Annotated in this window: 12 protein-coding genes; 10 read left to right on the top strand and 2 right to left on the bottom strand. The window is 51.0% G+C overall.

All coding sequences use genetic code 11. The annotated features are described in order from the left end of the window. Positions 1-86: 86 nt before the first annotated feature. Entirely contained in the window at positions 87-11,876 is an 11,790-nt protein-coding gene (locus tag ACXAGQ_RS21410) for a retention module-containing protein (RefSeq protein ID WP_475256574.1), read from the bottom strand. Positions 11,877-12,154: 278 nt separating this feature from the next. Between ACXAGQ_RS21410 and ACXAGQ_RS21415 the strand changes: the two genes are divergently transcribed. The 10 genes from ACXAGQ_RS21415 (at position 12,155) to ACXAGQ_RS21460 (ending at position 25,350) form a co-directional block, all read left to right on the top strand. After that, positions 12,155-13,555, top strand: coding sequence for an HlyD family type I secretion periplasmic adaptor subunit (locus ACXAGQ_RS21415; RefSeq protein ID WP_475256575.1), 1,401 nt, complete (start codon positions 12,155-12,157; stop codon positions 13,553-13,555). 72 nt (positions 13,556-13,627) lie between these two features. After that, positions 13,628-14,956: a TolC family outer membrane protein gene (locus ACXAGQ_RS21420; RefSeq protein WP_475256660.1), complete on the top strand. Its 1,329-nt coding sequence runs from the start codon at positions 13,628-13,630 to the stop codon at positions 14,954-14,956. A gap of 8 nt (positions 14,957-14,964) precedes the next feature. After that, a complete protein-coding gene (locus tag ACXAGQ_RS21425; RefSeq protein ID WP_475256576.1) occupies positions 14,965-15,585 on the top strand; it encodes an OmpA family protein in 621 nt (206 codons plus the stop codon). Between the two features lie 27 nt (positions 15,586-15,612). Beyond that, complete coding sequence (locus ACXAGQ_RS21430; protein WP_475256577.1) at positions 15,613-16,311, top strand: transglutaminase-like cysteine peptidase; 699 nt, start codon at positions 15,613-15,615, stop codon at positions 16,309-16,311. 15 nt (positions 16,312-16,326) lie between these two features. Beyond that, a complete protein-coding gene (locus ACXAGQ_RS21435; protein ID WP_475256578.1) occupies positions 16,327-18,375 on the top strand; it encodes a bifunctional diguanylate cyclase/phosphodiesterase in 2,049 nt (682 codons plus the stop codon). Next, the gene (locus ACXAGQ_RS21440) at positions 18,356-20,551 is read left to right on the top strand and encodes a type I secretion system permease/ATPase (RefSeq protein ID WP_475256579.1); all 2,196 of its coding nucleotides are present in this window, start codon (positions 18,356-18,358) and stop codon (positions 20,549-20,551) included. Before ACXAGQ_RS21435 ends, ACXAGQ_RS21440 begins: the two co-directional genes overlap by 20 nt. 1 nt (position 20,552) lies before the next feature. Continuing rightward, positions 20,553-21,911, top strand: a complete 1,359-nt coding sequence (locus ACXAGQ_RS21445) for a TackOD1 domain-containing metal-binding protein (protein WP_475256581.1) — start codon at positions 20,553-20,555, stop codon at positions 21,909-21,911. Next, complete coding sequence (locus tag ACXAGQ_RS21450; protein ID WP_475256582.1) at positions 21,898-23,211, top strand: glycosyltransferase family 2 protein; 1,314 nt, start codon at positions 21,898-21,900, stop codon at positions 23,209-23,211. Before ACXAGQ_RS21445 ends, ACXAGQ_RS21450 begins: the two co-directional genes overlap by 14 nt. Before the next feature lie 3 nt (positions 23,212-23,214). Further along, positions 23,215-24,249, top strand: coding sequence for an HlyD family secretion protein (locus tag ACXAGQ_RS21455; RefSeq protein ID WP_475256583.1), 1,035 nt, complete (start codon positions 23,215-23,217; stop codon positions 24,247-24,249). An 81-nt stretch (positions 24,250-24,330) separates the two neighbouring features. Continuing rightward, positions 24,331-25,350: a manganese-dependent inorganic pyrophosphatase gene (locus ACXAGQ_RS21460; protein ID WP_475256661.1), complete on the top strand. Its 1,020-nt coding sequence runs from the start codon at positions 24,331-24,333 to the stop codon at positions 25,348-25,350. A gap of 153 nt (positions 25,351-25,503) precedes the next feature. Here ACXAGQ_RS21460 and ACXAGQ_RS21465 read toward each other — a convergent pair whose 3' ends face one another. Further along, the gene (locus ACXAGQ_RS21465; RefSeq protein WP_475256585.1) at positions 25,504-25,761 is read right to left on the bottom strand and encodes a twin-arginine translocation signal domain-containing protein; all 258 of its coding nucleotides are present in this window, start codon (positions 25,759-25,761) and stop codon (positions 25,504-25,506) included. Positions 25,762-26,470: the final 709 nt, after the last annotated feature.

The following is a 26,470-nucleotide window of genomic DNA, read 5'->3' on the forward strand; positions in this document are numbered from 1 at the left end:
TTGTTTATTGGCATTTAGCGAAAAGTACAATCTACCAGCTCCCCCCTTACCAAAAATTATTAATAGGCATTCGCTTATTGGGCTAATCAATCCACAATAAACACTCCATTGTTGAAGAGCTCATTGATGATTTCATTTGAGGTAGAGCCTGTTCCTAGCCCTAGTGCCGCGACATCGATGTTTTCTACCGCGATATTCTGCTGGGTGGTATCGCTCACCGCCACTGATAAGTTCACTGTCTCGTCAGCATCGATACCAGCCGTGATGTTATTGAGCAGGCGATCGAGATCCTCTATGCCGTTATCCGGCAAGATCTCTGCAATATCGAGCTGATCCAGATTGATTTCGAAGTCTTTCACTGTATCGGTAAACGGCGTACCGGAAGTGGATATATCCCCAGACTGCCAGATGAAGACATCAGAGGCACCATCACCGTTGCCGTTGAGCTCACCGCCCCACAGTTCATCGTTCCCAGCACCGCCAAGTAGCTCATCGCCGCCACCCGCCCCCACTAAGATGTCATCTGCTAATCCTCCCAACAAACGTTCATTGGCATCGCTACCAACAACAAGGTTCTCACCATCGTTATCCCCCGCGCCAACTTCATTACCCGTGTTAGCGAGATCATCAATACGAACACCTATCAGCAATTCGGTCGATTCGGCCTCACTGCCATCGATTTCCTGCGAGATACCAACTAGGGTCAAGCTATTTGCCCCTTCGGAAAGATCTGCCACGAAAATATTGTCGAGCTCACTGCTTGCCACCCGCCAGCTACCATCACCATTATCAGTGCCGATTTCAGTACCAGCGCTATCAACCAACCTTCCGGCGCCAAGGTTGCGGACTTCAACAAAAAGGGCTTCATCGGCATCAGCGGGGATCACTACCAACCCCAGAAGGGGCACCAAAGTACCTAGTACAGCCCGCGTATCTGCTAGCTGAGGAACCGTTAACTCCAGTGTCGGTGGCTCAGGTTTAGGGGTAACCGTGACATTAATCGTAGAGATCGCCTGCTGCGGCCCACCCGCCCCCACATTGCCATTATCGTTGGCAACCACAGTGATCACGTCATCGCCTTTGAAATCAGGGTTACCGAGGTAGGTGATCCCAGCCGCTAAGGCAGCATTAATATCGGCAAGGCTGCCTTCCAAGGTGACAGCGGCACTGCTATTGTCAGTGATGGTGACACCAGCGGTTTCAACTGCCGTCAAGCTGCCATTGTTTGCCGAGACAGTCACTGTCATCACTCCACTACTACCCGCCTCGTCGAAGTCGATATCGGTGACGTTAAGGCCGTTAATCACTAACGGTGAATCTTCCTCCACAGTCTGATCCCCTGTGGTTGGAAGCTCTGGGGCATCATTAATGGGGTTCACCGTGATTGGAACGCTATCGCTATCTTGCAGCGGGCCGCCTGTACCGGTATTCCCTTGATCGTCAGTGGTCATGAGCAAACTGTCATCGCCATTGAAGTTGGCATCAGGCTGGTAGTTGATACCAGAAGAGAGCAAGGTGTTGATATCAGTGATTGAGCCTTCCAAAGTCATTGTCTGGCTGCCATCACCAGTAATCACCAAGCTGCCTATAGGCGCACCTGCGGGCAGGGACAATATGCCGTTATCCACTTCAAGCACTACGGACATGTTTCCTTCGCTGACTTCATCCACATCCACATCGGTTACTTGCAGGCTATTGATTAGCAGTACGTTATCTTCATCGACTTCAAGGCTGACTGGCACTTGGTTTACCGGCGCATCGTTAACGGCTTCGATATCTAGGTTAATCGTCACGAACTGGGCAATATCATCCGTTGCCACATCGGTTTGGTCTACCGCACGGATTTCCAAGTCCAGCTGGCCATTCCAATTGTCACTGTTGGCATCGCCAGGGATAAACACCAAGCGGTCTAAATCCGAGCTATCGACCGTGACCAGCCACACTCCGCTGCCCTGCTCCGTTAACGTGCCCGTTACCCCATCCGGCAGGGCAATTTGGCTTGAATCGGGTACGTTACTGATTTGGATCTGCAAGGTTTCAGGCGGGTTTTCCGACACATTTGTGCCTGTCCCGGTGTAGCTATCACTGTCATCAAACGCTTCAATATTGAGGACAAGGTCGATATTGTCGTCTTCGGTGCCTTCTGCGGTTGGGGGGACATCAATATCCACCCTATCAGCTATCGGATTCACGACGACAGTAAAGTTTGCCGTGTTTTCGACTGGCAGATCCAGGCTATCTTCCTTGGAAAAAACCACAATCCCTAGCTCAACCGAACCACTAAAGTCTTTCGGAGGAATAAGGCCAAGGCTACTCAAATCGAAAGAATCGCTACCCGGCGGAACAGCCACACTCCACTCTCCTCCACCGTTATTGTCTGCACCACTGATGATAAACCCTTCGGGCACATTAACGATTTTTAGTGACAAGATTGATTCAGAGTCATCAATATCGACGACATTACCGCTAATTCCGGCAAAGCTGATCGACCCGCTGTCCTCGTCGCCTTCAATCGGTGTTTCGATCCCAATAAAGTTAATCTCATCGTTGACCGCAATCACTTCGAAAGTAATGCTGCCGTCAAAACTGGCGGTATCAGTTTGAATCGTTGCCCCGGCCGTTTCGTCATACTCAGCGGTATCAACAAGCGTCACCGAGACATCGAGCGATACATCGCCACTGAAGTCCTGCGGCGGGACATATTGGATAGCACTGAGCTCGCTGCTGTCGGTAATGATCAGGCTAGTGACCTGCTCTCCCGCGGCATTGAGCAAGAAGCCACCGGAGCTACCCACGCTGATCACGGCTTGTTCGATGGTCTCAAGCCCTTCCAAGGTTGTCGTGCTGATATCGGCGACCGTGGCGGTGACATCCAAAATAATGGTGCCATCTTCGTAGGCTATGTCGGGATAGATAACCTCCGGCTCGCCGTCTTCAACAGGCTGGCGATCGGCATCGAGCCCCTGAGTTTCCACCACCGACACACCAATATCCGGCACACGCTCGTTGTCCCCTGTGCGTTCGGGAACATCAACAATCGGGTCTATCCGGACAGGTATCGTGTCGGTAACTTCGTTGAAATCACCACTTTCGGTGTCGGTGTTGACGTATTTCACATCCAACAGGAAGTCACCGGCAAAGTCCTGGGGAAGGTTCAATGTGATGCCAGACAGATCGACACTGCCATCGCCCTGCACGGGCACTTTGATCACATACTCACCAGTGACAAAGTTAAAGTCCATGCCAGAGATAGTCGCGCCGTTTGGCAGGCTCGCTGCGCTGATCACCAAGGAAAACTCATCATCTCCCTGGTTCTCGCCAACTGTACTGAGGCTAACAATTTGGTTGAGGAAATTCCCTAGGTTCACCGCTGTATCTTCCTCACCCGTGACGATAATGCTGTCATCAACAACAATATCAGCCGCCAGTTGGTCGTTGAGCGCATTACCTAGGAAATCAATCGTCAGCGTACTGTTGACGATTTCAGTGGTGCTAGGATTGACATCGTCGCTCTGATCTTGCACCTCGGCGGCAATCGCCACCACTACTTCACCCGTAAAGTCGGCGGGGGCGAGGATCTGAATATCATCCAAACTGCCTTGCGGCACTGTCCAACTGCCATCACCGTTGTTGATACCGCCGATCACCACGAAGTCGGCTTCGGGATCAGGGAAGGTGATCACAATAGACAAGATGATCTCATCACTGCTCGGATCGAGATCTTCAAATACGATCTGGCCATCAGAGTCAGGGCCACCACCAAGATCCAAGCTGCCATCAATAGACACAATTGTATCGACAAAGTCCGTAGTACCTGTCGGGATCACGCCTATCTCGGCATCCGGCTCAACCACAGCCTGAATGATGACATCCAAAGTACCATTGACCACTTGGACATCAGTTGCCGGCGAGTCGACATCGACTTCAGTCACCGTCACCTCAGTAGTAATCGCCGATGCGCCTGTCAGGTTTAAGTCGGAGTCTTCCGGTGCCAGTAGTTGCAACTGCGCCCCGTTCAACAACTGGGTCAATTGTGCTTCGGTTAACGTGACTGAACCTGTTGCATCAACCGCTAATGTGGTAATCGTGCCACCATCATTAATCTGCAAACCGTAATTCGCTTGGATATTATTCACCACCAAGCCGGTAATTTGCTCTTTGCTATCGGTCAATACCGGTTGCCAGTTAAGGTTAATCGGCTCATCTTCCAACCCGTTACTTTGCCTAGCGTAGTCCTCGGCATCGACCACGGGCTCGATATGGATCACCAACTGGAACTCAAATTCACCTTGGTCACCATCGTTTTCTGTCACCACAATATTGGCATCGAGCACAATATCCTCTGTGCTGTTCTCCGTAGGGCGAATACTGATAGCGACAGGTTGGTCAGGGTCGCCAATATCTTCCCCGGTCAGCTTCACTTCATAGCGAGGGAGGCCGTCATCATCAAACCCCACAAAGACCAAGGTTTGCTCGTTGCCCTCAGCATCAAAAATTCGGGTACCTTCAGGAATATTGGACACCACAAAAGTCAGGGTTTCGGATTCATCCAGCGGCGCATTGGCAATTTCCCCCGAGACCAAGCTGAAATCGAGAACCGCATCGGTATCTTCATCTATCGTGGTTTCAATACCGGGCACTTCGCTGCCGATAATCTCGGTCCAGTTACTACCACCGAGTTCAAATTCAGGTTCGTCTACCACACCGGTCAGTGCCACTTCGATAAACTGCTCGGGGGTGACCAATACGTCTTCGACAGTGTCGACCGTGCCGTCTTCAAGGGTAATATCGACCACATCCTTAACGACCCCTTCCACTTTGATTTGAAAGTCGACATTACTTTCCGGTACCGGGAGCAGCACGACCTGATCCAACTCCTCATAGAGAATTTCATACACGCCGCTGGCATCAGGGGTCAGCACAGTGCCATTTTGTGACAACTGCGCGCCATCAGGTAGCTCTGAAATACGCACAAACAAGGTTTCAACCCCGAAGTCATCATCGAGATCATCCAGCTCAGTCAGCTCGATAAGCGGAGCTAGGGCAATGGGCTCATCCTCAAGGGATTCAACCCGACTCACTTTCAGTTGGGCATCATCGGCAACAGGCAGAACATTGATCAGGATTTCTTCGGTAATTGCTGCGGTTTCCGAGCCCGGTACAAAATGCCCAAGCTCGGTGCTTTGTGCAGTGAGATTCAAGCGAATATCGCCGCTGAAGTTATCGATAGGATCTATCTCTATGGTGTCTACTGCCGTGACTGGCACTTCAAACACCCCCGGCTCTACTTCAGTGATCCCCTCACCAATGATCTGGGCTTGGCCTTCGGTAATTGTGATGAAATACGTCAACTCTTCAGAGCCATCAGTATCTTGCAGCAGCGCCTGGAATGACTCGCTGAGACTGATGTTATCGCCGTCTTCCTCGCCGTCGCCGTAATAAAATACCGCAGTATCAGCAAAAGCCGGTTGATCGGCAATGCCCAGCACACTGATAGACAAGGTGCCATCTTGCAGCGGCTGATTAACCCCATCGCTGGTCACCACTTCGGCAGTCACAGTGAAGTCCAGAAAATTGTTTGGCTCAAACAGGGTGGAATAATCAGGCTCTGGCACAAAAGTAACGCCTTGCAGCTCAAACACGCCATCGCCATCTGGATCGACAAATGCAGCAGGGTCGATCAGAACTTGTCCTCCGGCTGGCACAATCTCGGCACCGTTGAGAAAGAATTGGCCGTGGGGATCGGCGGGAAGAATGATAAACACATCGCCGATCTGCTCGCCGCGATCCGCATCGCCGATGTCAATCGACATATTGATCGGGATCCCTGTGGTGGGATCACCCAAAGATTCATCAGGGTTACGCCCCTGATCTTCGACCCCTTCTGAAGGCTGCACCACCAAGGTCGGCTCTTCATCGGTAATGGTGATCGTCAACGTGCTTTGACTGATATCGTTATCACCATCAGTGACTTCAAAATCCACATTGGCAACAATCGGCTCAGCACCATGGTCGAGATCGGATAGCGAATTGAACAGCACTTGCCCTTCGGTAGTGATCAGTAACTGGCCGAGCAATTGGCCGTCTTGGTTGACATCAAAACTGAAGAAGCCCTGTGCATCCGGTGTGCCTGTCAGCTCTTGCCGCACACCTTCAATAATGACCGCAGTGACTTCGGCATCATCGGCCCCTTCTTCTGGCACCGTGAGTACATCCAGGGTTTCTGTCGATTCCCCCTCTTCAATAGATTGGAAGGCCACATCTTGAGTTTGCGGGATGTCATCTTCAATCGTTACCGCAAAGGTGACAGCAGCGCTAGCGTCGTCATCTTGGTCGATCGCAGTCGCCGAGAACGTAATCGTCAGCTCAGTGTCATTCTCAGGCTGAACATGATCCAGCGCGCCCAGCAAGGTAAAGCTATAGCTATCATCGGCTGCGGTGCCCGTTGCACTAAACGCCAAAATGAAAATAACCACACCGTTAACTTGGCCTTCATAGGTATTGTTAGTGGCGTTGAACACCAAGGTAACCTGTTGCCCGCCTGCCGTTAGCGTACCGGCATTGGCAGTATTAAATGCATCGACATCGACTTGGTAATTGACGATTTCATCCGAACCAGAATCAATCGTAATAGTGCCCGTCGCCACCTGCCCATCGCCATCTGGATTTGAGCCCGGGTGGAAATCGCCTCCTTCATCAATATCACTTTCCAGTACAGTCACCGAGGTAATGGTGTCAATTTCCGGATCGGTTCCGTCAGTAATGGTGGCCGTGATAAGTGCAGGGGTTATAAGGAAATCACCATCGGTATCTTGCACCTGAATCGGCAAGTCGAACACTATGGTGTCGTCTTGCTGGCGCACCAAACCGGTATTGTCGGTTCCATTATGATCTAATGGCAGTAACTGAGTCACTGTAGTGGTGATATCAACCTGTTCGCCATCGGCGTTTTGCAACGCGGTGATCACTGCTGTCAGTACTGTTTCTCCCCCAGCAGTAAGAGTGAGAGTGCCCGAAGTCGCATCCCATGCTGCAGAAACAGGAAGGCCACCTGCGGTAATTTCCGCTTCGAACTCTGCGAGTAGAGTGGCGAGTTGGGCAGGATCTATATCAAGCGTATCTGGATCTAGCCTATCGACTCCGGCGGCGATCGTGATCGCCGCATCTCCAGAAACGGGGTAACCCTGTTCACCACCAGAATCGCTGTCATCGGGCGTCAGATCGCCCTCGGTGAAAGCAATTTGTGCCGTATTTCCTCCGGCAGGATCCGTTCCGTCTTCTATCGTTACCGTAATAGAACCCAATGCTGTGTCATTGTCTCGATCTGTTACCTCTACCGCTAAATCCAGTGTTGCGAGATCTGAAGCATCTATTTGGTCCAAAGGCTGCAGCTGAGTGACACTGTAACCCCCATTGATATCAATCGAGATTTCCAGCACCACAATATTCGGGTCATCAGCCCTTACAACCGTAATTTGATTGCCATCTACGCTAGATATCAGCTCAAAACCATTGCTGGTTAAGTTATTTAGAGAAGGTTGCGCGGCAGAAAAAAGAACAGAGATGACATCGTCACTACCTTGAATGACTTCGATATTGCCAGTTCCCGATGAGAGGCCGTCGGCACCTTCATTGAGAGCTAAACCAGAGTCATTGCCAAAGGCAGGATCATCGCCATCTTCGATATTGAGTGTAATAACACCTGTATTGGTATCGCCGTCATCATCGGTAACCAGCACATTCAACGGCAGTGATAGGGTATCATCAACAAGGTGGTCGAGGTTGTTGTTGAGGGTAAGGGTGTAGTCACCTGTCTGTGTCATGACTACCGTAAACACAGCCTGCGGGGTACCGTTAACTTCAATGAAGGCATTGAGGGTATTGCCACCGACCACTTCGAACTGCACCGGAAGGCCGTCGCTCAATACCCCCTCAAAAGCAGGTTGCTCATCAGTAAAGTTAATCGATGCCACCTCATCACTGCCCACATCGACACCAATTTGCCCCGGTGTCGGTGTGTTAATATCAGCGGTTTCGTTGACCGTAATACTGCTGCCTTCAGCCAATTCCGGTATTGGACCATCGGTAATGGAGGCCACCGCGCTGACCAATGTCGTTAGGTTATCACCGTCGACATCTGTGGCTTGCAAGGGAAGGTTAACCGCTATCAGCTCTCCGCTGACCGATACAAACCCCTCGCTGTTACCATTTGTATTGTGATCCAACGGAGCCGATTGGGTCACTGTCATGGTCAGATCGACATCCTGGCCATTAGCGGACTGTACCGGGGTAAACACGATAGTGAGCACCGGAGTGCCATCCCCAAAAACGCCAGCTAAGGTATTCGTTGCCACATCATAGCTGAACGTCAGTACCCCACCACCGCCAGAGGTCAACTCGCTATTTAGTTCTGCGATAATCGCTGCCAGTTGGTCTGGATCAACCTGGACAGATTCCGGCACCAAGCGATCTGATCCTGCGACAATCACTTCAAGCTGCTGCTCGGTGAGCGGGTATTCGCTCGGGGCTTGATTGGGTGGCGAAAGGTCAGGCTCAGTAAACTCAACCTCAATCGTGCCGCCGCCCGCAGGGTCATCACCGTCATCAATAGTAATAGCAATTTGCCCCGGCGCCTGATCGCCATCGTTATCGGTGATCACGACATCCAGCGGCACCACCAAACTGTTGCTGTCGGTATGATCCAGTGTGCCGCTAAGCGTTGCCTCAAACTCGCCATCACTGTTAATAGTCACCAGCAAGATGGTATTACCCAGAGAATCCACCAAGGTAATTTCACTGCCTACAGGCGTGCCACCAACCACTAAACTGACCGGATTGCCATCGCTGGTGAAACTCAGTGCGGCCTGTGTGTCAGTAAATAGCAAAGAGGCAATATCATCACTGCCTATATCAATACTGATCGCCCCTTCAACCACCTGGTTAGCGTCACTGGTTTCATCGAGGGTCACTCCGGCACCATCTCCCAAAGCCGGAAACTCACCATCAGTGATCGTCACCGAAACACTGGGGGGCTGAGAGAGATCGTCACCATCAGTATCCATTGCCATCAAGGGCAAAGTAAGCACGATTTCTTCACTGCTACTGGTGATATAGGGAGAATCGATGGCCGTATCAAGATGATCAAGGGGCTGAAACTGAGTAGCGATGACCGATACCGTTAGATCATCGCCATTGGCTGCCTGTACGCTGCTAATCTCAACCGTTAGCACCAAGCTATCACCAGTATCACCAGTATCACCAGGTAGGCGGGCTTCGAGTAGTCCGCTGGTCTCATCATAGGTCACCGCCAACGCTTCGCCTGCTGAGCTCAGCACCGCTTGCAGGTCAGCGATCACATCATCGCGCTGGGTCGGGTCTAGGGATATCGAACTCGGCTCCAATCTGTCTGCACCCGCAACGATATTCAACGTTGCCTCAACAGACCCAGGGTAATTGCTGGGTTCAAGATCAGGCTCAATCATTGCCACAGCAACACTTTCGCCACCAGCAGGATCGGAGCCATCATTGAGTGTCAGGACAATCTGGTTGTCGTCGGTATCGCCGTCGTCATCTGTTGCTCTTACATCGACAGTCAGAACCAACTGATTAGTATCAATCGGCTGGTCTAGCGAATCACTTTGTTCAAGAGTATAAGTACCATCGTTGGCAATGGTAACAGTAAGAATGGCTTCATTTTGGCTATTGAATATCTGCAGTTGGTTCCGATCAATTTGGTAGCTAACTGGCTCACCATTGCTGGTAAAGCCTGCAATCAAATCCGCTAAATCGGTGCTATCAACAAACACCACGCTGGCAATTGCATCACTGCCGATATCTAACTCAATGGCACCGGCGTCAGTACTTACCTGATCCGGAGGGGTATTGTCAGGGTCGGTGATCATTGCGCCGGTATCTGCGCCAAAGGCGGGGATATCACCATCAACGATGGTGGTCGTGAGTACCGCTGGCGTGTCGAGAAAATCACCATCGGTATCATTGGCCTGAATAGGCACGGTCACGACGATCTGTTCCCCGTTGACAGAAACGAAGCCTTCACTATTACCTGGGATTGAGTGATCGAGCGGTAGTAATTGAACCAAATCGGCGGTAATGGTGATCCCCAGCCCATCGGCGCTTTGAACAGATTTCAGGGTCAAGGTGACAGCCACCTCACCATTCGGTTTTACGCCCGATAGCACATCCGTTGCATCGTCATAGGTGAAAGTAAGAGGTTCTCCGCCTGAACTCAGCTCTTGCTCTAATTCGCTGATAAGGTTATCGAGCTCTAATTCATCAATAGTGACGGTATCGGGGTCCAGGCGGTCGACCCCCGGTGTGAGTTCAATGGTATCTTGCCCACTGCCCGGATAATTATTGGGTTGCAGATCGGGCTCGACAAAAGTGATTTCGCCGGTTTCGCCGCCAGGGGGGCTATTGCCGTCAATACTGATCAACACGACAGTGCCGTCAGTGCTGTCGCCATCAAAATCGGTCGCAGTAACAGCGACTTGCAGCACCAACTCGGCACGATTAAGCTCGTCAAATGGCTGCATCTGGTTAACGACGTAAGAACCATCGGTATCGATAGTAATAGTGAGTACTAATTCTCCTCGACTATCCACCATTTCAAGCTGATTGCCATTAACCGATACCGTGGTCTCAAAGCCATTACTGGTAATACCTTCCAAATCAGGCTGGTCAGTATCAAACACCACAGTGTTGATCTCATCACTGCCCACACCCAAGGGGACTTCCCCTTCGATATCAATACCCAGAGAGTCAGCCTCGTCGATGACAGTGCCCTCATCAGAGCCAAATAGTGGGTTTTCTCCGTCAACAATGACAGAGCTCACCTGCAAGGGGGCACCTAGCGGGTTTCCTGCTAAATCAGCACCTTGTAATGGCAGTAATATTGTTAACGCATCATCAATATTGGTAACCCTGCCACCACCTCCATCTGCGATATGATCAACCGGCTGTTCAAGCAATGTTGATACGGTAACTGTGACATCCCTGCCGCCCGTTTCAGCTGATATTTGAAATGTCACGACCGTATTGCCATTGCTGGTACCAATAATCGCATTACTGCTCACATCGAAAATGAAAACAACAGGCTGCCCGCTGGCAGTCACTTCAGTATTGAGCTCTGCCAGCAAGTCAGACAATTGTACAGGATCGAAGGTAAACGAATCAGGATCAAGCGGTAGCGAGCCAGCACTTACTATCACTTGAGTGGAAGACTCGGAAGGATAGGTATTCGGCACAAAGTCTGCTTCTGTAAGCAGCATGGAACCTGATTGACCGCCGGAAGCCGCAAACAAAGGCGGTGTTTCATCTTCGGCAGTCTCTTCCCCGCGCTCGAAGCGGGTATCAAATCCCGCTTCAGCCAAGGTTGAATCGCCATTGTAGTTGATAACGACAAAGCCGCCGTTGGCCGCCTCACCAGAACTCCCTACCCCACCACTACTTCCAGCGCCGGAGCTACCCGCCGCTGGAGGTGCAAGAATGTCAGTGGGATCAGCGCCGGCTAGTATTTGCTGCTGTATGTCCGCTAACTCTTGCTCACTCAAACCAAGCAGGGCAAAAGAAGCCTCATCAATAAACTGCCCCATCGGTTGGACTGTGTAGCCTGACGGGAAAATCTCCAAGCTAGTATCTGAGCCGCCTGCAGGCGCCACCATTACGCAGGTTGGGCAAGGCCAATCGACAAATACTGGCTTGCCATTTTGCATGACCACGTATTGTGCGTTGTTGTCTGGGACTTTTACACCTTCTAAGCTGTCTGCACTTTCTAATCCTTTTGAGTCAGCTTCAGCATTTTCGTCACTGGGTTGTATCGGTTTAGAAGACGAGCCTATCGACGATGATTCAGCCATACACACTACTCTTGACTGGTGGGGGAGGATTTTATTCCCTACAAGTCTAGTCTCGGATTCGAGCCAGCTTTCACAAACCCTAAACAGATCTCAGCTTTTAGAATTCCCAAACTCGCTACGCCAAGGCTCCTCGCCGTGCTCTATTATCTTGAGCAAGTGTCTGCGCTTACAAAAAGTCAGAAAAAATCAAAAAGTGCAGGTAAATAATTGTTTCCGTTACCACTATATGGATATGGGTTGGCTAACGTGTCTTTCAGTACGAGGTTAAGTACGAAGGCATGACGAAGAAAAATAGTGATATCAAACCACAGCATCTCGACTATGTTCGAGATACTCACTATGCCTTACTGCTTGAGGCATCGGGCAAATCACGCCTGCTGCTTTGGTGTGTCGGGCTGTTTTTTATCGCTGCGATCATCTGGGCCGCTTTTGCCCCCATCGAGCAGGTCACACGTGGCGAAGGGAAGGTGATCCCCTCCTCGCAGCGTCAGATCATTCAAAACCTTGAAGGCGGGATTATCAAGGCCATCTTGGTACGTGAAGGTGAACAGGTTACTGTCGGGCAGCCTCTCATCCAACTGGATGACACCCGCTTCAAGGCCGACTACGAAGAAAAGAACCAAGACTTGCTCGGTATCAAAGCCGACAGTATCCGCCTCACCGCTCTGCTTAGCAGTATCAAAACATCACCTCCTGACAAGTCACCCAGCAAGCTTTGGCGGCAGTCTGTCACTATTTCCCCTGCTAACCTGACGTTTCCAGCACATTTCCACCAGCAAAATGCCGACTTGGTAAAAAGGCAGCAGAATGAATATCGTGACCAGCTCGCCAGCCTGGACAACCAGCTCACATTGATGGCTCAGCAAATCCAGCAAAAACTGCGGGAGCTGGAGGAAGCAAGAGCCCGGTTGAAAAACCAGAAACAGAGCTATTATCTTGCCAGTGAAGAATACCGCATCACCAAGCCACTGGCCGATGAAGGGGTCGTACCAAAAGTTGAGCTATTGAAACTGCAACGGCAGGTAAATGAAACCCGGCGGGATATGACCTCGACCGAGCTGCAGATCCCGGCGATGAAAGCCGCCCTGAATGAAGCCATTTTCAAACGGCTCGATATAGCGCTCAACTTCCGCTCTGATACCCAATCAGAGCTGAACCAAACTTCCGACAAGCTCGATGCCTTGAGCCAATCACACCTTGGGTTACAGGACAAGGTCGTTCGCACCCTGGTCACCTCCCCCGTCAATGGCACGGTGCAAAAAATCCATATCAATACCCTCGGCGGTGTTATCCAGCCCGGGATGGATCTGATCGAGGTGATCCCCACAGAAGACAGCTTGTTGGTCGAGGCGCAGATCTCACCTAAGGACATCGGCTTCCTGAGACCCGGGTTAACCGCAATGGTCAAATTCACCGCCTATGATTTCACCCAATACGGGGGACTTAAGGGAACGCTGGAACACATCAGCGCCGATACCTTGCTCAATGAAGAAGGTCACAGCTATTACCAGATCCGGATCCGGACTGATGAAACCGCTTTTACCGATCCGGCGGGAAACCAGCTGCCAATTATTCCGGGCATGAACGCGGTAGCCGATATCATCACCGGCGAAAAAACCGTCTTGCAGTACTTGCTCAACCCAGTGTTAAAAGCCCAGAACACAGCACTCAGGGAGTGATTAAAGGAGGCTGCTTACCAATATTTAGGGGTTACTTATCAATCATTTAGGGGCTATTGCTCAATGAAAAAGATGCGAATAAAAACACGGCCTGTGTCGACCAAGCTCAGTATCAAGCTGGGATTGATTGCATCATTGTTAAACATTCCGCAAACGGTGGGGCAATCACTGGAACAGGCGGTGGCTGATACTCTCGCGACTAACCCTGAAATCAAAAGGGCGTACAATGAGTTCATGAGCCGTAACCAGTCCACCCGCTCCTCAGTCGGTGACTACCTGCCTTCTGTCGACCTCGAGGCCAGTGCCGGTTATGAAGACTACGACAACACCACCAACAGTACTGGGGATTATGAACCTCTCGACGCTACCATCAGTTTGCGCCAGCTGATCTGGGATGGCTCCATCACCTACCATGATATCCAGCGCAACAAGGCCGAAGCCGAAGCGCAGCGCTACCAGCTATTGGCGGATGCACAAGACAAAGCCCTGCGGGTAACAGAAATATACCTTGATACCCTTGAAGCCCAGGAAGTATTGGCCCTGTCGCAAACCAATTATGCCGTGCACCAGAGGATATTCACCGATATCAAGAAACGGACGGACTCCGGTATCGGCTCTACGGCTGATTTAGCCCAGATAGAGGGGCGGCTCGCCCGCTCGCGCTCAAACCTCATTGCCGCCGAAAACAACCTTCAGGATAAAACCACCGAATTCTACCGTGAAGTTGGCAGCAATCCCGTCAACCTCGAGAAGCCGGAAGTTGACCAGAATTACATCCCAGCGTCCCTCGACAGCGCCCTCAATGAGGCCAAAGACATCAACCCGGTATTGTTTGTCGCCAAAAACGATATCGATGCTGCCAATTACCAATACAAGCAAGCCAAAGGCAACTTCTACCCAACTTTCTCCATCGAAGCCTCTCAAGAATGGGGCGAGGACTTGGACGGCACTCCCGGCCATACCGATGAATTCAAGGCGATGCTGAAAATGGAGTACAACCTCTACAACGGTGGTTCTGATCTCGCCGAAAGCCGCCGCGCCGCTTACCAATACAGTCAATCTAAAGATGTGCGAGACCGTGCATTCCGTTTGCTGGAGGAAAGCACCCGCCTGGCATGGAGCGGCATGGAGCTGGCGCTCAGCCAAACCCAATACCTGCAAAAACATGTCGATGCCTCCGCCCGAACCGTTATCGCCTACGAAAAGCAATTTAAAATCGGCAAGCGCACCTTGCTCGATGTACTCAACACGGAAAACGAACTATTTGAGGCGAGGAAAGCGTATCTCGATGCTCACTATGCCGGCATTCTTGCCAAGTACCGTGTCCTGAACGCCACCGGGCAGTTGCTAGAGGAAATGCGGATTGATGTCCCGAACCAATGGTCACAATCAGTACGCTAGGGGGAGCCATGAGAAGACTTAGTATTTATCAGTGGTTGTGGGTTCCATTTGTCTACCTGTACGCATTGAGCTTATTGGCCGGATGCTCGACCGAAGCCGAAGCACCGCCCGTGGCCGAGCAATCACGGGATCTGATGGATGACGATGGCGACGGGGTGATCAACGCACGGGACAAGTGCCCGGGAACACCGCACTCCGCCATCGTCGACAACGATGGCTGCCCGACATTTGTCGAACGCTCCGAGTCCAATGACCTCCACATCTTGTTTGCCAATGACTCAACGGTCATCCCTGATAATTTCCAAGCCCAAATCAAGCGAATGGCGGATTTCCTCGCCTCCTACCCAGAAGCCCGGATCGAATTAAAAGGCTATGCCAGCCCGGTGGGTGCCTCTGAGTATAACCTTGGGCTGTCAAAGCGCAGGGCCACCGTCGTTCGCCAGCAACTGATTGATTACGGGGTCAGCCCCAGCCGGATAAAAACGCTCGGCTTTGGTGACAGCGAACCGGTAGCGGCCAGTTCGCGGGAGCAATCCAACACCCTCAGCAGGCGAGTCACAGCCCGGGTACGAGGAGAACGGGGGAATGTGCTGGAAGAGTGGACTATTTTCTCGCTACGCGCCGACTAAATGCCAATGAAGAGGACGGAGGTTAGAATGCTATTGATCTCGCTGCTACTCAGCGGTAGCTGGTTACAGCCGGCCCATGTTGCAGCCAAGAAGCCTTCTGAGGAAGCAGTCCAGCTGAGCGCCGAGGAGATACAAATTGCCAAGCGTATCGAACAGGCCTACAGCAAAAAAGCGGCCATGCGGGTGACAGCCTGGCGGAAACTACTCAAGGAAACAAAGCTGCATGATGAGCTTGACCAGCTCAAACAAGTCAATGATTTCTTTAACCAGCTCAAGTTTCTCGATGATATCGACATTTGGGGCAAAAACGATTATTGGGCCACCCCGCTGGAGTTTTTAGGGGCCGGGGCGGGAGACTGCGAGGAATTCAGCATCGCCAAATACCTTTCACTCAGGGAGTTAGGCGTAGAAGATGAAAAACTGCGGCTCATCTATGTCAAAGCGCTAACCCTAAATCAATTCCATATGGTATTGGCCTACTACCCAACGCCTAGCTCGGTACCTTTGCTGCTGGACAACCTGACACCAGACATCCTGCAGGCTAGCCAACGCCCTGATTTGCAACCTATCTACAGCTTCAACGGTAGCAAGCTATGGCTCATGAAACAGCGCGGGCAAGGCCAGCTCGTCGGTGATGCCAGCCGGATCAAACATTGGCAATCGCTGCAACAACGAGTTTTGCACCAACAGTTTGCCAAGCCCATCCTGTGGCTGGACAGGGAATAGGAGGCTAAGCAGAATATGTCACTCTATCGCCAGTTGTTTTTGGGGTTGAGCCTGCTGTTCCTATTGTTGCTGACAGGCATTGCCTTCAGCCAATTCACGACGACCCGAAGCTATTTGGTTGAACAGCAGAGCATCGAAATAAACAACGCTATCCATGCTGTTGGCCTGGCGATCTCCCCTTACCTGGAACAAGACGATATTGTCGCCATCGAGTCGGTGATCAATGCTATGTTCGATGGCAGCCTGTACCAGAAAGTCACGCTGGAATTACTAGAAGACAATACCGTTATTGAGCGCGCTTATCCCGCCCAGCCCAGCGATGTCCCGCATTGGTTTCAGCAATGGGTCTCGATCCCCACGGTTACCCGGCAAAACACTTTGACCAGTGGCTGGCTCCAGTATGGCAAGATAACGGTAACCAGTTATCCAACACTCGCCTACAGCAAGCTTTGGCAAAGTAGCTGGCAGCTGTTAACCACCTTCATTATCGGCTTTGTGATTGGCGTACTGGCCTTGAAACTCCTACTGGATCATTTCGTTAAAAAGCCACTTAGCCAATTCCAACAAAAAGCCCATGCTATTGCCGAAAAACACTTTGGCCACCCACTGCCAACGCCGCCAACAAAAGAGTTTATCCCGCTCACCCACGCGTTCAACCAGATGTCAGCTAAAATCGAACAGCACTTCAACCAGCAGGCCCAAGAGGCCGACCTGCTGCGCAAGCGTGCCTACCAGGATCCGGAGTCTGGCCTCAATAACCGCAAGCGGCTGCTTCTTCAGATGGAAGATTGGCTGGAGCAAGGTACGCCAGGCGCTTTGGTGATCATCAAATTAGAAGCCATCAGCCGGTTAAGAGGGAAGAAAGACTTCAAGAAAGCCGCCCTGCTGGCAGAAAAAGTCGGTCAGCACCTCAGCAGCACCGCTGCTGCACAGCAAAAGCTCGGCCGGTTGAGCCACAGTGAATTTGTCATCATTCACCCCGAACACGACAATGCAAATAATTCAGAACAAGATCGCGACGCCATACTGAACCTCATGGATCAGCTCAGTCATATTCAGGCCAGCAACTCGCCTGAGAGCCTCCAGCCTATTTTGGCCGGCATAATCACCAAACATACCCAAAGCTCATTGAGCCTGTCTGAATTATTGGCGCAATGTGACAATGTCCTGTCCAAAGCCCTGCATAACCCCCAGCGGTTCGCCGCCGTTCACCATCAGAACGGCTTGCAGCAAGAGCAGGGTTCGCCAGCCGAAGGAACGCAGCACACTTCACACCACTATTCACAGCAGAATTTACAGCAAGGGATGCACCAACCCGAACACTTGCTGTGGGGCAAACAGCAATGGTTTGAGCTGTGCCAAACCGCAATTGAAAACGACAAGATTACCCTGTCGCTCCAGACCGCCAGAGACAGCCAGCACCACCCGCTTCACCAAGAAGTCTTTGCGGTGCTCAAACACCATGAGCAGTGTTATTCTGCCCACCTCTTTCTTCCGGCCCTCAATGCCCTGAAGCAGACCGTGGCGCTGGATCGCCATATGATCAAGAAAGCTGTCCATTACCTGTCACTGCACCAGACGTTTCTGGCCATTAACATCGCCCCGACATCCATTGCCGATACGGGTTTTATCCAGTGGTTAGACAGCTTTCTTGCCGAGCACCCTGTCATCAGCCAGCAGCTGATATTCGAACTGCCAGAAATCGCGTTTCTTGAAGACGGAGCCCAAACCCGTTTGTTCTGCCTCGTGCTCGACAAGCACCGCTTTACCTATGGTATCGACCATTTCGGCCATCACTTTGATTCTGTTGGCTATTTGCGCCAGTTCAACCCCCTGTATGTAAAAGTCGATACCGATTTCACCCGGCATCCAACCGATGATGCCCAGCAAGATGCGCTTCGAGCCCTTATCCAGACAGCCCATCACCGCAATATCAAAACGATAGCCACACGGGTGGAGCACCAGCCTCAATACCAAGCGTTGAAACGCCTAGGCATTGCTGGCTTCCAAGGCCACTACATCACCGTTCAGAAGGAGGCAAACCATGGCAGACCCACTTCTTAACGCCTTGCATTACCTTTGCCACCATTACGGCCAGCCACGGTCAGTCAACTGCCTGCTGGAGGGCCTTCCCTTGCAAGATGGCCTGCTCTCGCCACATTTACTGCCCCGGGCGGCTCACAATGCCGGTTTCCAGGCCGAAGAAGCAAGCCTCAGCCTGCCCCAGCTTTCCCCACTATTGCTGCCAGTGATTGCCCTGCTCGATAGCAACCGGGCCTGTGTCCTGCTCGATATCGATCAGGAAAAGCAGCGGGCTGAAGTCGCCCTTCCCTGCCAGCAAAGCAATGACCTAGGAAAAAGCGATGCCCCAGAAAAAAGCTGGATGAGTTTCGATGAGCTGGAGCAGCAATTTCTCAACCGAGTCTTTTTATTGAAAATGCCGTTTCAGTTTGATGCCCGGGCTGAATCAGCCGTTGACGCTGCTAACACAAGCACTGCCCAAGTAAAGCCAATACCCGGTGCAGCCTCCCCCAAAGGCTCCCCCCACCCCAGCCAAGCCTGGTTCTGGCAAACACTATGGCAATCCAAGCCCCTGTACCGCGATGTACTCATCGCCTCTGCTTTGCTCAATGTTTTTGCCTTGGCCATTCCGCTTTTCACCCGGCTGATCTACGACAAGGTGGTGCCCAACCAAGCATTCGATACCCTTTGGGTACTGACCAGCGGCATCGTGGTCATCTTCGGCTTTGACTTCCTGCTCAAATACCTGCGCAGTTACTTCATCGATATAGCCAGTAAAAAGTCGGATATCCTGCTATCAGCGGCAATCTACCGCAAGGTTATGGGGCTGAAGCTGGCTGCCCGCCCTCCTTCAGTCGGTGCCTTCACCCGCCATTTGCAGGAGTTCGAATCGGTCAGGGAGTTCTTTACCTCTGCCACCATCACTGCTTTGATAGATTTACCCTTTGCCCTGCTTTTTTTACTGGTTATCTATTCCATTGCAGGGCCGCTAGTTGTCATTCCCATTGCTGCCATTATTGTCCTTGCGATATACAGCATGCTGATACAGCGCCCTTTGCAAAAAGCCATTGAAGAAGGCTCGCAACTTGCGGCGCAAAAGCATGCAAACTTGGTCGAGAGTGTGGCAGGGTTGGAAACGGTCAAGCTATTCAATAGCCAACCCCAATACCAACACCGCTGGGAGCAGGCCGTCGCCCACATGGCTAACTGGGGCATCAAGTCGCGCCGGCTGACGGATTCAGTCCATAACCTGGCAAGCCTTACCCAACAATGCGTCTCTGTGGGGGTGATTATCTATGGGGTATACCTTATTGCCGCAGGCGCATTGAGCGTCGGTGGCTTGATCGCCGTATCCATGCTCACCAGCCGGGCTATCGGGCCAATGGTCCAGCTGTCGCAGCTATCGACCCGGTACCACCAGGCTAAGTCTGCCATTGCCATCCTGAGCGATATCATGGCGATGCCTGATGAAACCCGGCCGCAGCAAACGACCGAGCACGCCAAGCCACTAAGTGGTGATATTCAATGCGACAATCTAACCTTCACCTACCCGCATGCCGAAACACCCGCTTTGCAATCTGTTTCTTTGACGATCAAGCCAGGCGAGAAAGTCGCAGTCATTGGTAAAATTGGCTCGGGCAAAACCACCCTGCAGCGGTTGTTAATGGGGCTGTACCAGCCAAGCTCAGGGGCAATCCGCTTTGACAACACCGACATCAACCAATTTCACCCCCATTCGCTGCGCCAGCAGGTAGGCTGTGTCCCGCAGGACAACGCACTATTTTTCGGCTCAATCCGTGACAACATTACCCTCGGTTCGCCACAAGCCAGTGACAAGGACATCGAAAAAGCCTGCCAACACGCAGGCGTCCACCTGTTTACCCAGCACGAGCCATCAGGCTTAAACCGCCAAGTCGGCGAGGGAGGCCAATACCTCTCTGGCGGGCAGAGGCAAGCTGTCACCATCGCCCGGGCTATACTCAACCAGCCTAAGGTACTGGTGTTTGATGAACCCACCAGCCAAATGGACAGCCAGTTGGAACAGCACATCAAGCGCACGCTTAAATCATTCGACAAGCAGCACACGCTGATCCTCTTTACCCACAAAACCAGCATGCTCGAGTGTGTAGACCGCTTGATCGTGCTAGATAAGGGCCATGTCGTGGCTGATGGGGAAAAAGACACTGTCTTGCAACAACTTAGAAAAGGGGGCAGCTAACATGTCTCTATCCCATAGCTGCCTATACTGGCTGGGAACTGGCTCCCCAGAACCCGAATATTTTGAAAATATATGCCTAGTTAGCGGTGCAGAGGAGTTACCCGATATATGGGGGGGCATTTTATGTATCAATATTGACGATCCAATGCAACAGTATCAAGCATTGCGCTCTGTGCTCAGCCAACCAAAACTCTGGTCATGGGCCGTGTACGTCATTCATTCTGATCACTACTCTGATTGTCTCTGCGACGGGGTTTTCGATGAGCAAACTGCCTATAATAATTGGCTTGATATCACCCAACGTATTCAGAAACTCTCCAATACCGATCAAATAGAACCGCTAACAGGCTGGCTGGGTATCCTCAGGTCGCGGCGGGTCATCCCATTCAAAAAGATTGATTTTTTAGGCGTTTACCAATACCCGATTGTTGATGCTTTCTATCCGGAGCTCTACTCGACCTATCGCTTTGTTTTCACTGAAAGCAAGAGGGACATGTTGGAGCCCGAAGCGCTGCTCGACCGTATAAGAGTCTGCAAACACTGCAATAGCGGTCACCTTAACTATGTGGAAGTCTGCCCTAACTGCAAAAGCATAGATATTGATGTGCAATCCTCTTTGCACTGCTTTACTTGCGGTCACGTGGGCGACCAACAGCTATTCCTGCGCCGCGGCAAGCTAGAGTGCCCCAACTGCCTGACCCAGCTCCGTCACATCGGTGTAGACTATGACCGCCCGTTAGAAACTCACCGCTGTAATTCTTGCTCCCACCGGTTTGTCGAGCCCGACACAATCAGCCACTGCTTAAACTGTGAAAAGCAATCAGAGACAGCGGAGCTCGTGATCCAGAAAATTTACCGATATAAGCTAGGGCAACTGGGTGAATACGTCTACCAGCACGGAAAGTTATTACAGGCGCCGGAATTATCGATTAAGGGAAAAGTCGATGCAGGGTATTTTGAAAACATCCTCACCTGGCTCAATAAAGTCGCGCTACGGCACGGCGAAGAACACCTATTATTAGCGATGCACCTGCCGGGACTAGAGGAATACAGTAGCCGCTATGGCGACAACAAAATGTTCGCACTGCTCGATCAAATTACCTTCCGCCTAAATGGCCTGTTTCGTGATACCGACATCTGCTGCCAATACAAACAAGATGTTCTGCTGGTATTGATGCCCAAGACCCCGATGGCCAACCTGTCGGTATTACAACAGAAAATCAAGCAACTCAGCGACCTGATTGAGGAGGAAGAGTTCGTCATGCATGTCTCTGCCCTGAAGGTTCCCGACCCAGCGGTTAGCGAAGGAGCTGCAGCCTGGCTGGCCAATGCAATAAGTGATATTTATGCTGCAAGATAGTTTCGCCGTTCTGGGGTACCTCTACCTGATGGTCATCCACAACCATGAGCTCTGGTTGCTATTGTTCCCTATGTTACTGCTGTTCGAGCTACCACTATACCTGCTCGTTCTCACCGGGATCTTTCGTTGGTCATATCCAACCCAAAGCCCGCCCTTAAAGCACTATCCTAGCCTCAGTTTTATCGTGACCTGCTACAGCGAGGGAGATGACATAGCTATCACCATTGATACCCTCGTGGAGCAACTCTATCCCGGGCAAATCGAGATCTTGGTGATTATCGATGGCGCAAGCCAAAATAAAGAGACTTACCTTGCGGCACTTCGCAGCAAGCACAAGTACCAGGCAATAAAGCAAAGGGAGATTATCGTTGTACCAAAATGGCAGCGGGGTGGTCGGGTGTCCAGTTGCAACGCCGGGCTAGCAATTGCTAAGGGGGAAGTAGTATTCAGCCTCGATGGTGACTCATCCTTCGACAACGACATGGCGCTAGAAATGGCGAAGCACTTTAATAACCCGAACACCATAGCATGTGGCGGTGCATTGCGGGTTCGAAACCATCGCGCCAACATTCTCACCAAAATGCAATCCATCGAATATATGCTATCCATGCAGGCAGGAAAAACGGGCATGGCCAACTGGGGCGTGCTCAATAATATTTCCGGCGCGTTTGGGGCGTTCAAAACCGGCATCGTCAAGCAAGCAGGGGGATGGGATACCCATACCGCAGAAGATCTCGATATCACCATTCGGCTAAAGCAGTATAAAATGCGCTACCGCGACTACCAACTTGACTTTGCGCCGCATGCCGTAGGACATACCGATGTACCCGATACTCTTAAAGGACTGGTGATGCAGCGGCTCCGTTGGGATGGCGACTTGCTGTTTTTGTTTTTCCGCAAACACCGACAAAGTTTAACCCCCGCATTACTCGGCTGGGGAAACTTTATCTTTACGCTGATCTACGGTGTGGTACAAAACATCCTATTGCCAATAGTTGTAGCTGGTTACACGGCGTTTATTGTCATCAAATACCCGTTTAGCATCGTGGCCGCTTTGACGATGATGCTCTACTGCGCCTACCTATTTTTCTCTTTACTGTTATTTGCCGTCTACTATTTCCTCGTTTCCGAAAGAAAAGAGGATTGGAGGGCTGTTGTTTGGCTGCCACTTTATCCCTTTTACCAGTACTTCATGCGTTTGGTTACAGCATTTGCAATGATCAACGAATTGCTTCGTCGCAGCCATGAAGAATCGAGCATGGCACCGTGGTGGGTGTTGAAAAGAGGTAAGAAATTCTAGGCCATGAAAGTGAAATTTCACCTCAACAAGCAGCATAACCCTCATTCCGAAGATGGTATGAGAGTCATGTACGGCCCAGCCAAGCGCGGTGGATACCGAGTCCGCTGGTACTTGATACTGGCCTTGGTTGTCAGCCCCTTGCTGGCAATGGCTTACTATCTCTACCGCACAGAATTTCTTGTCATCGCGCCAGCCATTATCACTTCCTACCCCGTCACCATCATTTCTGCTGAAAATAGCCTTGTTGCGCCGATACCAACATCGGTTGGGAGTCAAGTCACTAAAGGGAAGGCTATCATTTTATTAAGCGACCCCGCTCTTGATGAAGAAACCCGATTTATCGAGCAAGAGTTATTGAAACTCACCCCTCCAAGCCCGGATATAGACAAGCTTTATCAAGCGGCTATTGCACAGTCAGAACAGAACCTGCAACAGTTCAGGCAAATACAAAGGAAATACGACACCTTTAGAGCTAAAGGCCATGTCTCAGAAGTTGATTATGCCGCAATAATTAATATCAGCAGTTCGCTCAACAACCAACTCTACAACCAAAAGCTGGCCTATATTGAGGCGAAGCGCCATTTAAATGAGATAGCTCTCGCAGGCCCAGTAAGCCAAGCCTATCGTGCTCTAATGCAAGAGTTAGTCGTTAAGCGAGCCCAACAAGATAACCTCACCATACGCAGCCCAATTGATGGCCGTGTCATTGACATTCACGTGTTGGAAGGCGAAAGGATAACCCTTGATACTCCACTTGTTACCGTGGCACAAAACAACATTCCTGAAGTCATTGCCTTTCTCAACCCCAAGTACTTAAAGTATGCAGATATCGATAGCCAAGCCAGGGTGAAGTTCCCAGATGGAAAAACCATGAGGGCCATTGTCAGCAAGCCCGTTGAAATCGTCAATAAGTTACCCCAGGAGCTTCGCCAACCTTTTGAGGGGCAACCCGCTTACTTAAAGGTAACCTTGAAATTCGAAGGCAGTTTAGACCCCAAATACTGGATTGAAGGTATGGAAGTAGAAGTGAAGTTTTAATCATTCTTTAAGGGTTATGAAATATAACTGCAATCAAATATAGATAAATTTCGCTTCCAGTTTATTGAAATAGATAGGGAAATCACCGTAAAATTATCACCACTGGTTGCAGCTGTCATTGTTGCCGTATCCTCGGCCAGCTACGCCTTCGACTTGCAGCAACCTGCCAACAACAACACAGATAACTTGGTCTGGACTGGTCACCTGAGCCCTGATACCGACACCGTCATGTCAGCAATGCTAGCAGCCCACATCTATGGTGGTACAGCAACGGTACCTGAGAAAATCAACCCAGAATCTGAGTTTGTCCTAAATTTCTGTAACGCCGAGTCACCTCGCATCGAGTCTGATTACAGCCAGTTCCAAGTTGGCCTTGTCGATTTCAACCAGACGACTCAGCTAGCACCGACCATTGACCAAGGCTCTATCGTGGCGGTTATCGACCACCACGCCATTGGTGGTTCGCCAATCAATACCCCGCAGATTGTTGCCATGGACATCCGTAGCTGGGGCTCTTCAGCCACCATCCTGGCAGACAATGCCGAGAAGCTGGATGTCACTTTGCCAAAACACCTCGCCTGTGTTGGCTTGGGCGCTATCCTGTCGGATACCGTGGTTTTCCAGTCCGCAACCACTACCGACTATGACAAGCACTATGCCGAGAAACTGGCTAAAGTTGCAGGTATTAGCGATATCGAAGATTTCGGCCAGCAGATGCTGATTGCCAAATCGGATTTGAGCCACCTTTCCGCCGACACCATTTTGACCATGGACTACAAAAACTTTGAATACGGCGGCAAGAAAGTCGGTATTGGTGTGGCAGAGACCCTGACCGCCCAGCAACTCATTGACCGAAAAGAAGAGCTTCTGGCTGCAATGACAGCCTACAAGCAGGCCAACAAACTGGATCACCTGTTCTTCTCGATCACCGATACCAAAGACAAAAAAGCCAACCTGCTATGGGTCGATGACAGTGACTTGAAAGTGATCAAAACTGCCTTCGAGCCCGCGCCGGAAACAGATATGCTTACGCTAGAAGGCGTCACCTCCCGCAAGCGCCAGATAGGCCCTGCCATCCAAAGCGCGATCGAGAGCTTATAACTGCTTCAAAGCGAAAATATTTCAGGCCGATATTGTTTCAGGCCAATACTAAACAAGCCGCGTGAATCCGCGGCTTGTCATCTCTTGGTACAACATCAGTTCTATTGAGCCATAGTATTTTGCTAGACGACTTTGGTTGCAGAACAAAGCTGCTCAAGCAGTTGCGAGCGAGGTTTCTACCTTGCTATCCAAACTCTGGTAGCCATAAGCCTTTGCCCAGGCAAGCTCCCCATTTCTCATAACCGCAGCACTGACCGTCGCTGCGGGTAGCAACGTCAGAGCATCTTGAAAATGTGCGTCCAGCACTTGCTCTGGCGTTTGTTTTTTTGCCAGAGCCCAAGCCCCTGCACCACCCACGAGGCCAGCAAGCCCCACACCTTTTAACACCGTTCTTCTAGACAAACTGCGCATGAACAGCTCCCTGATAATTAAAGCCGTAAATTAACAGCTTTAATGGGAAGAGAAACCACTTCAAAATCAGCATTGGAGTTACGACACTAAACTCATGTCTACCAACATCTATACCATTGATAAAATGAGACTTTAGTCATTAAACAATGAAGTAGTGTCATACCCTGCACGGCTCAATATAGAGAAATAAAACGCCTAGTCAGCACATAACTGGCAAACGCAGTCGCTGCAATCACGGTCCAGGGTATCCCGGTTAACATCGTCAGGAGAAAGCCTAAACTGTAACCCGGTATCGTATGCACTGTCCCCATTACCGCGCATACGAATAGGTCGTAAAAAGTTGTTGGCCGCCTGGCTAAAATACAGAACACTATGCCTGTTATCGCACATAACACCATAAAACCGGTGCTGGTCACCTGCTCCAATGACGCTCCTCCATTTCATTTTATTGCAAAGGTTATCTCTCAAGCTTTCATGCATGGCAATACATCACACACTATTCAAGCAACCATATGCCAGCGTTTATTTCATCTGCTGGGGCTGTATCAATGTTTACGATGGTTAAGCGGGGCTGTTTCACACCCCGCTGCTTGTTACACAGCGCATATGAAAAAAGCCTCGTCGTTTGACGAGGCTTTCGAATGTGGCGGAGCGCTCGGCTGAACCCTATCACTTGCTTTGCCAAGCTACAGATGTAAAAAAGCCAGCA

It is taken from the genome of Photobacterium sp. ABD4_091, from assembly GCF_056160145.1.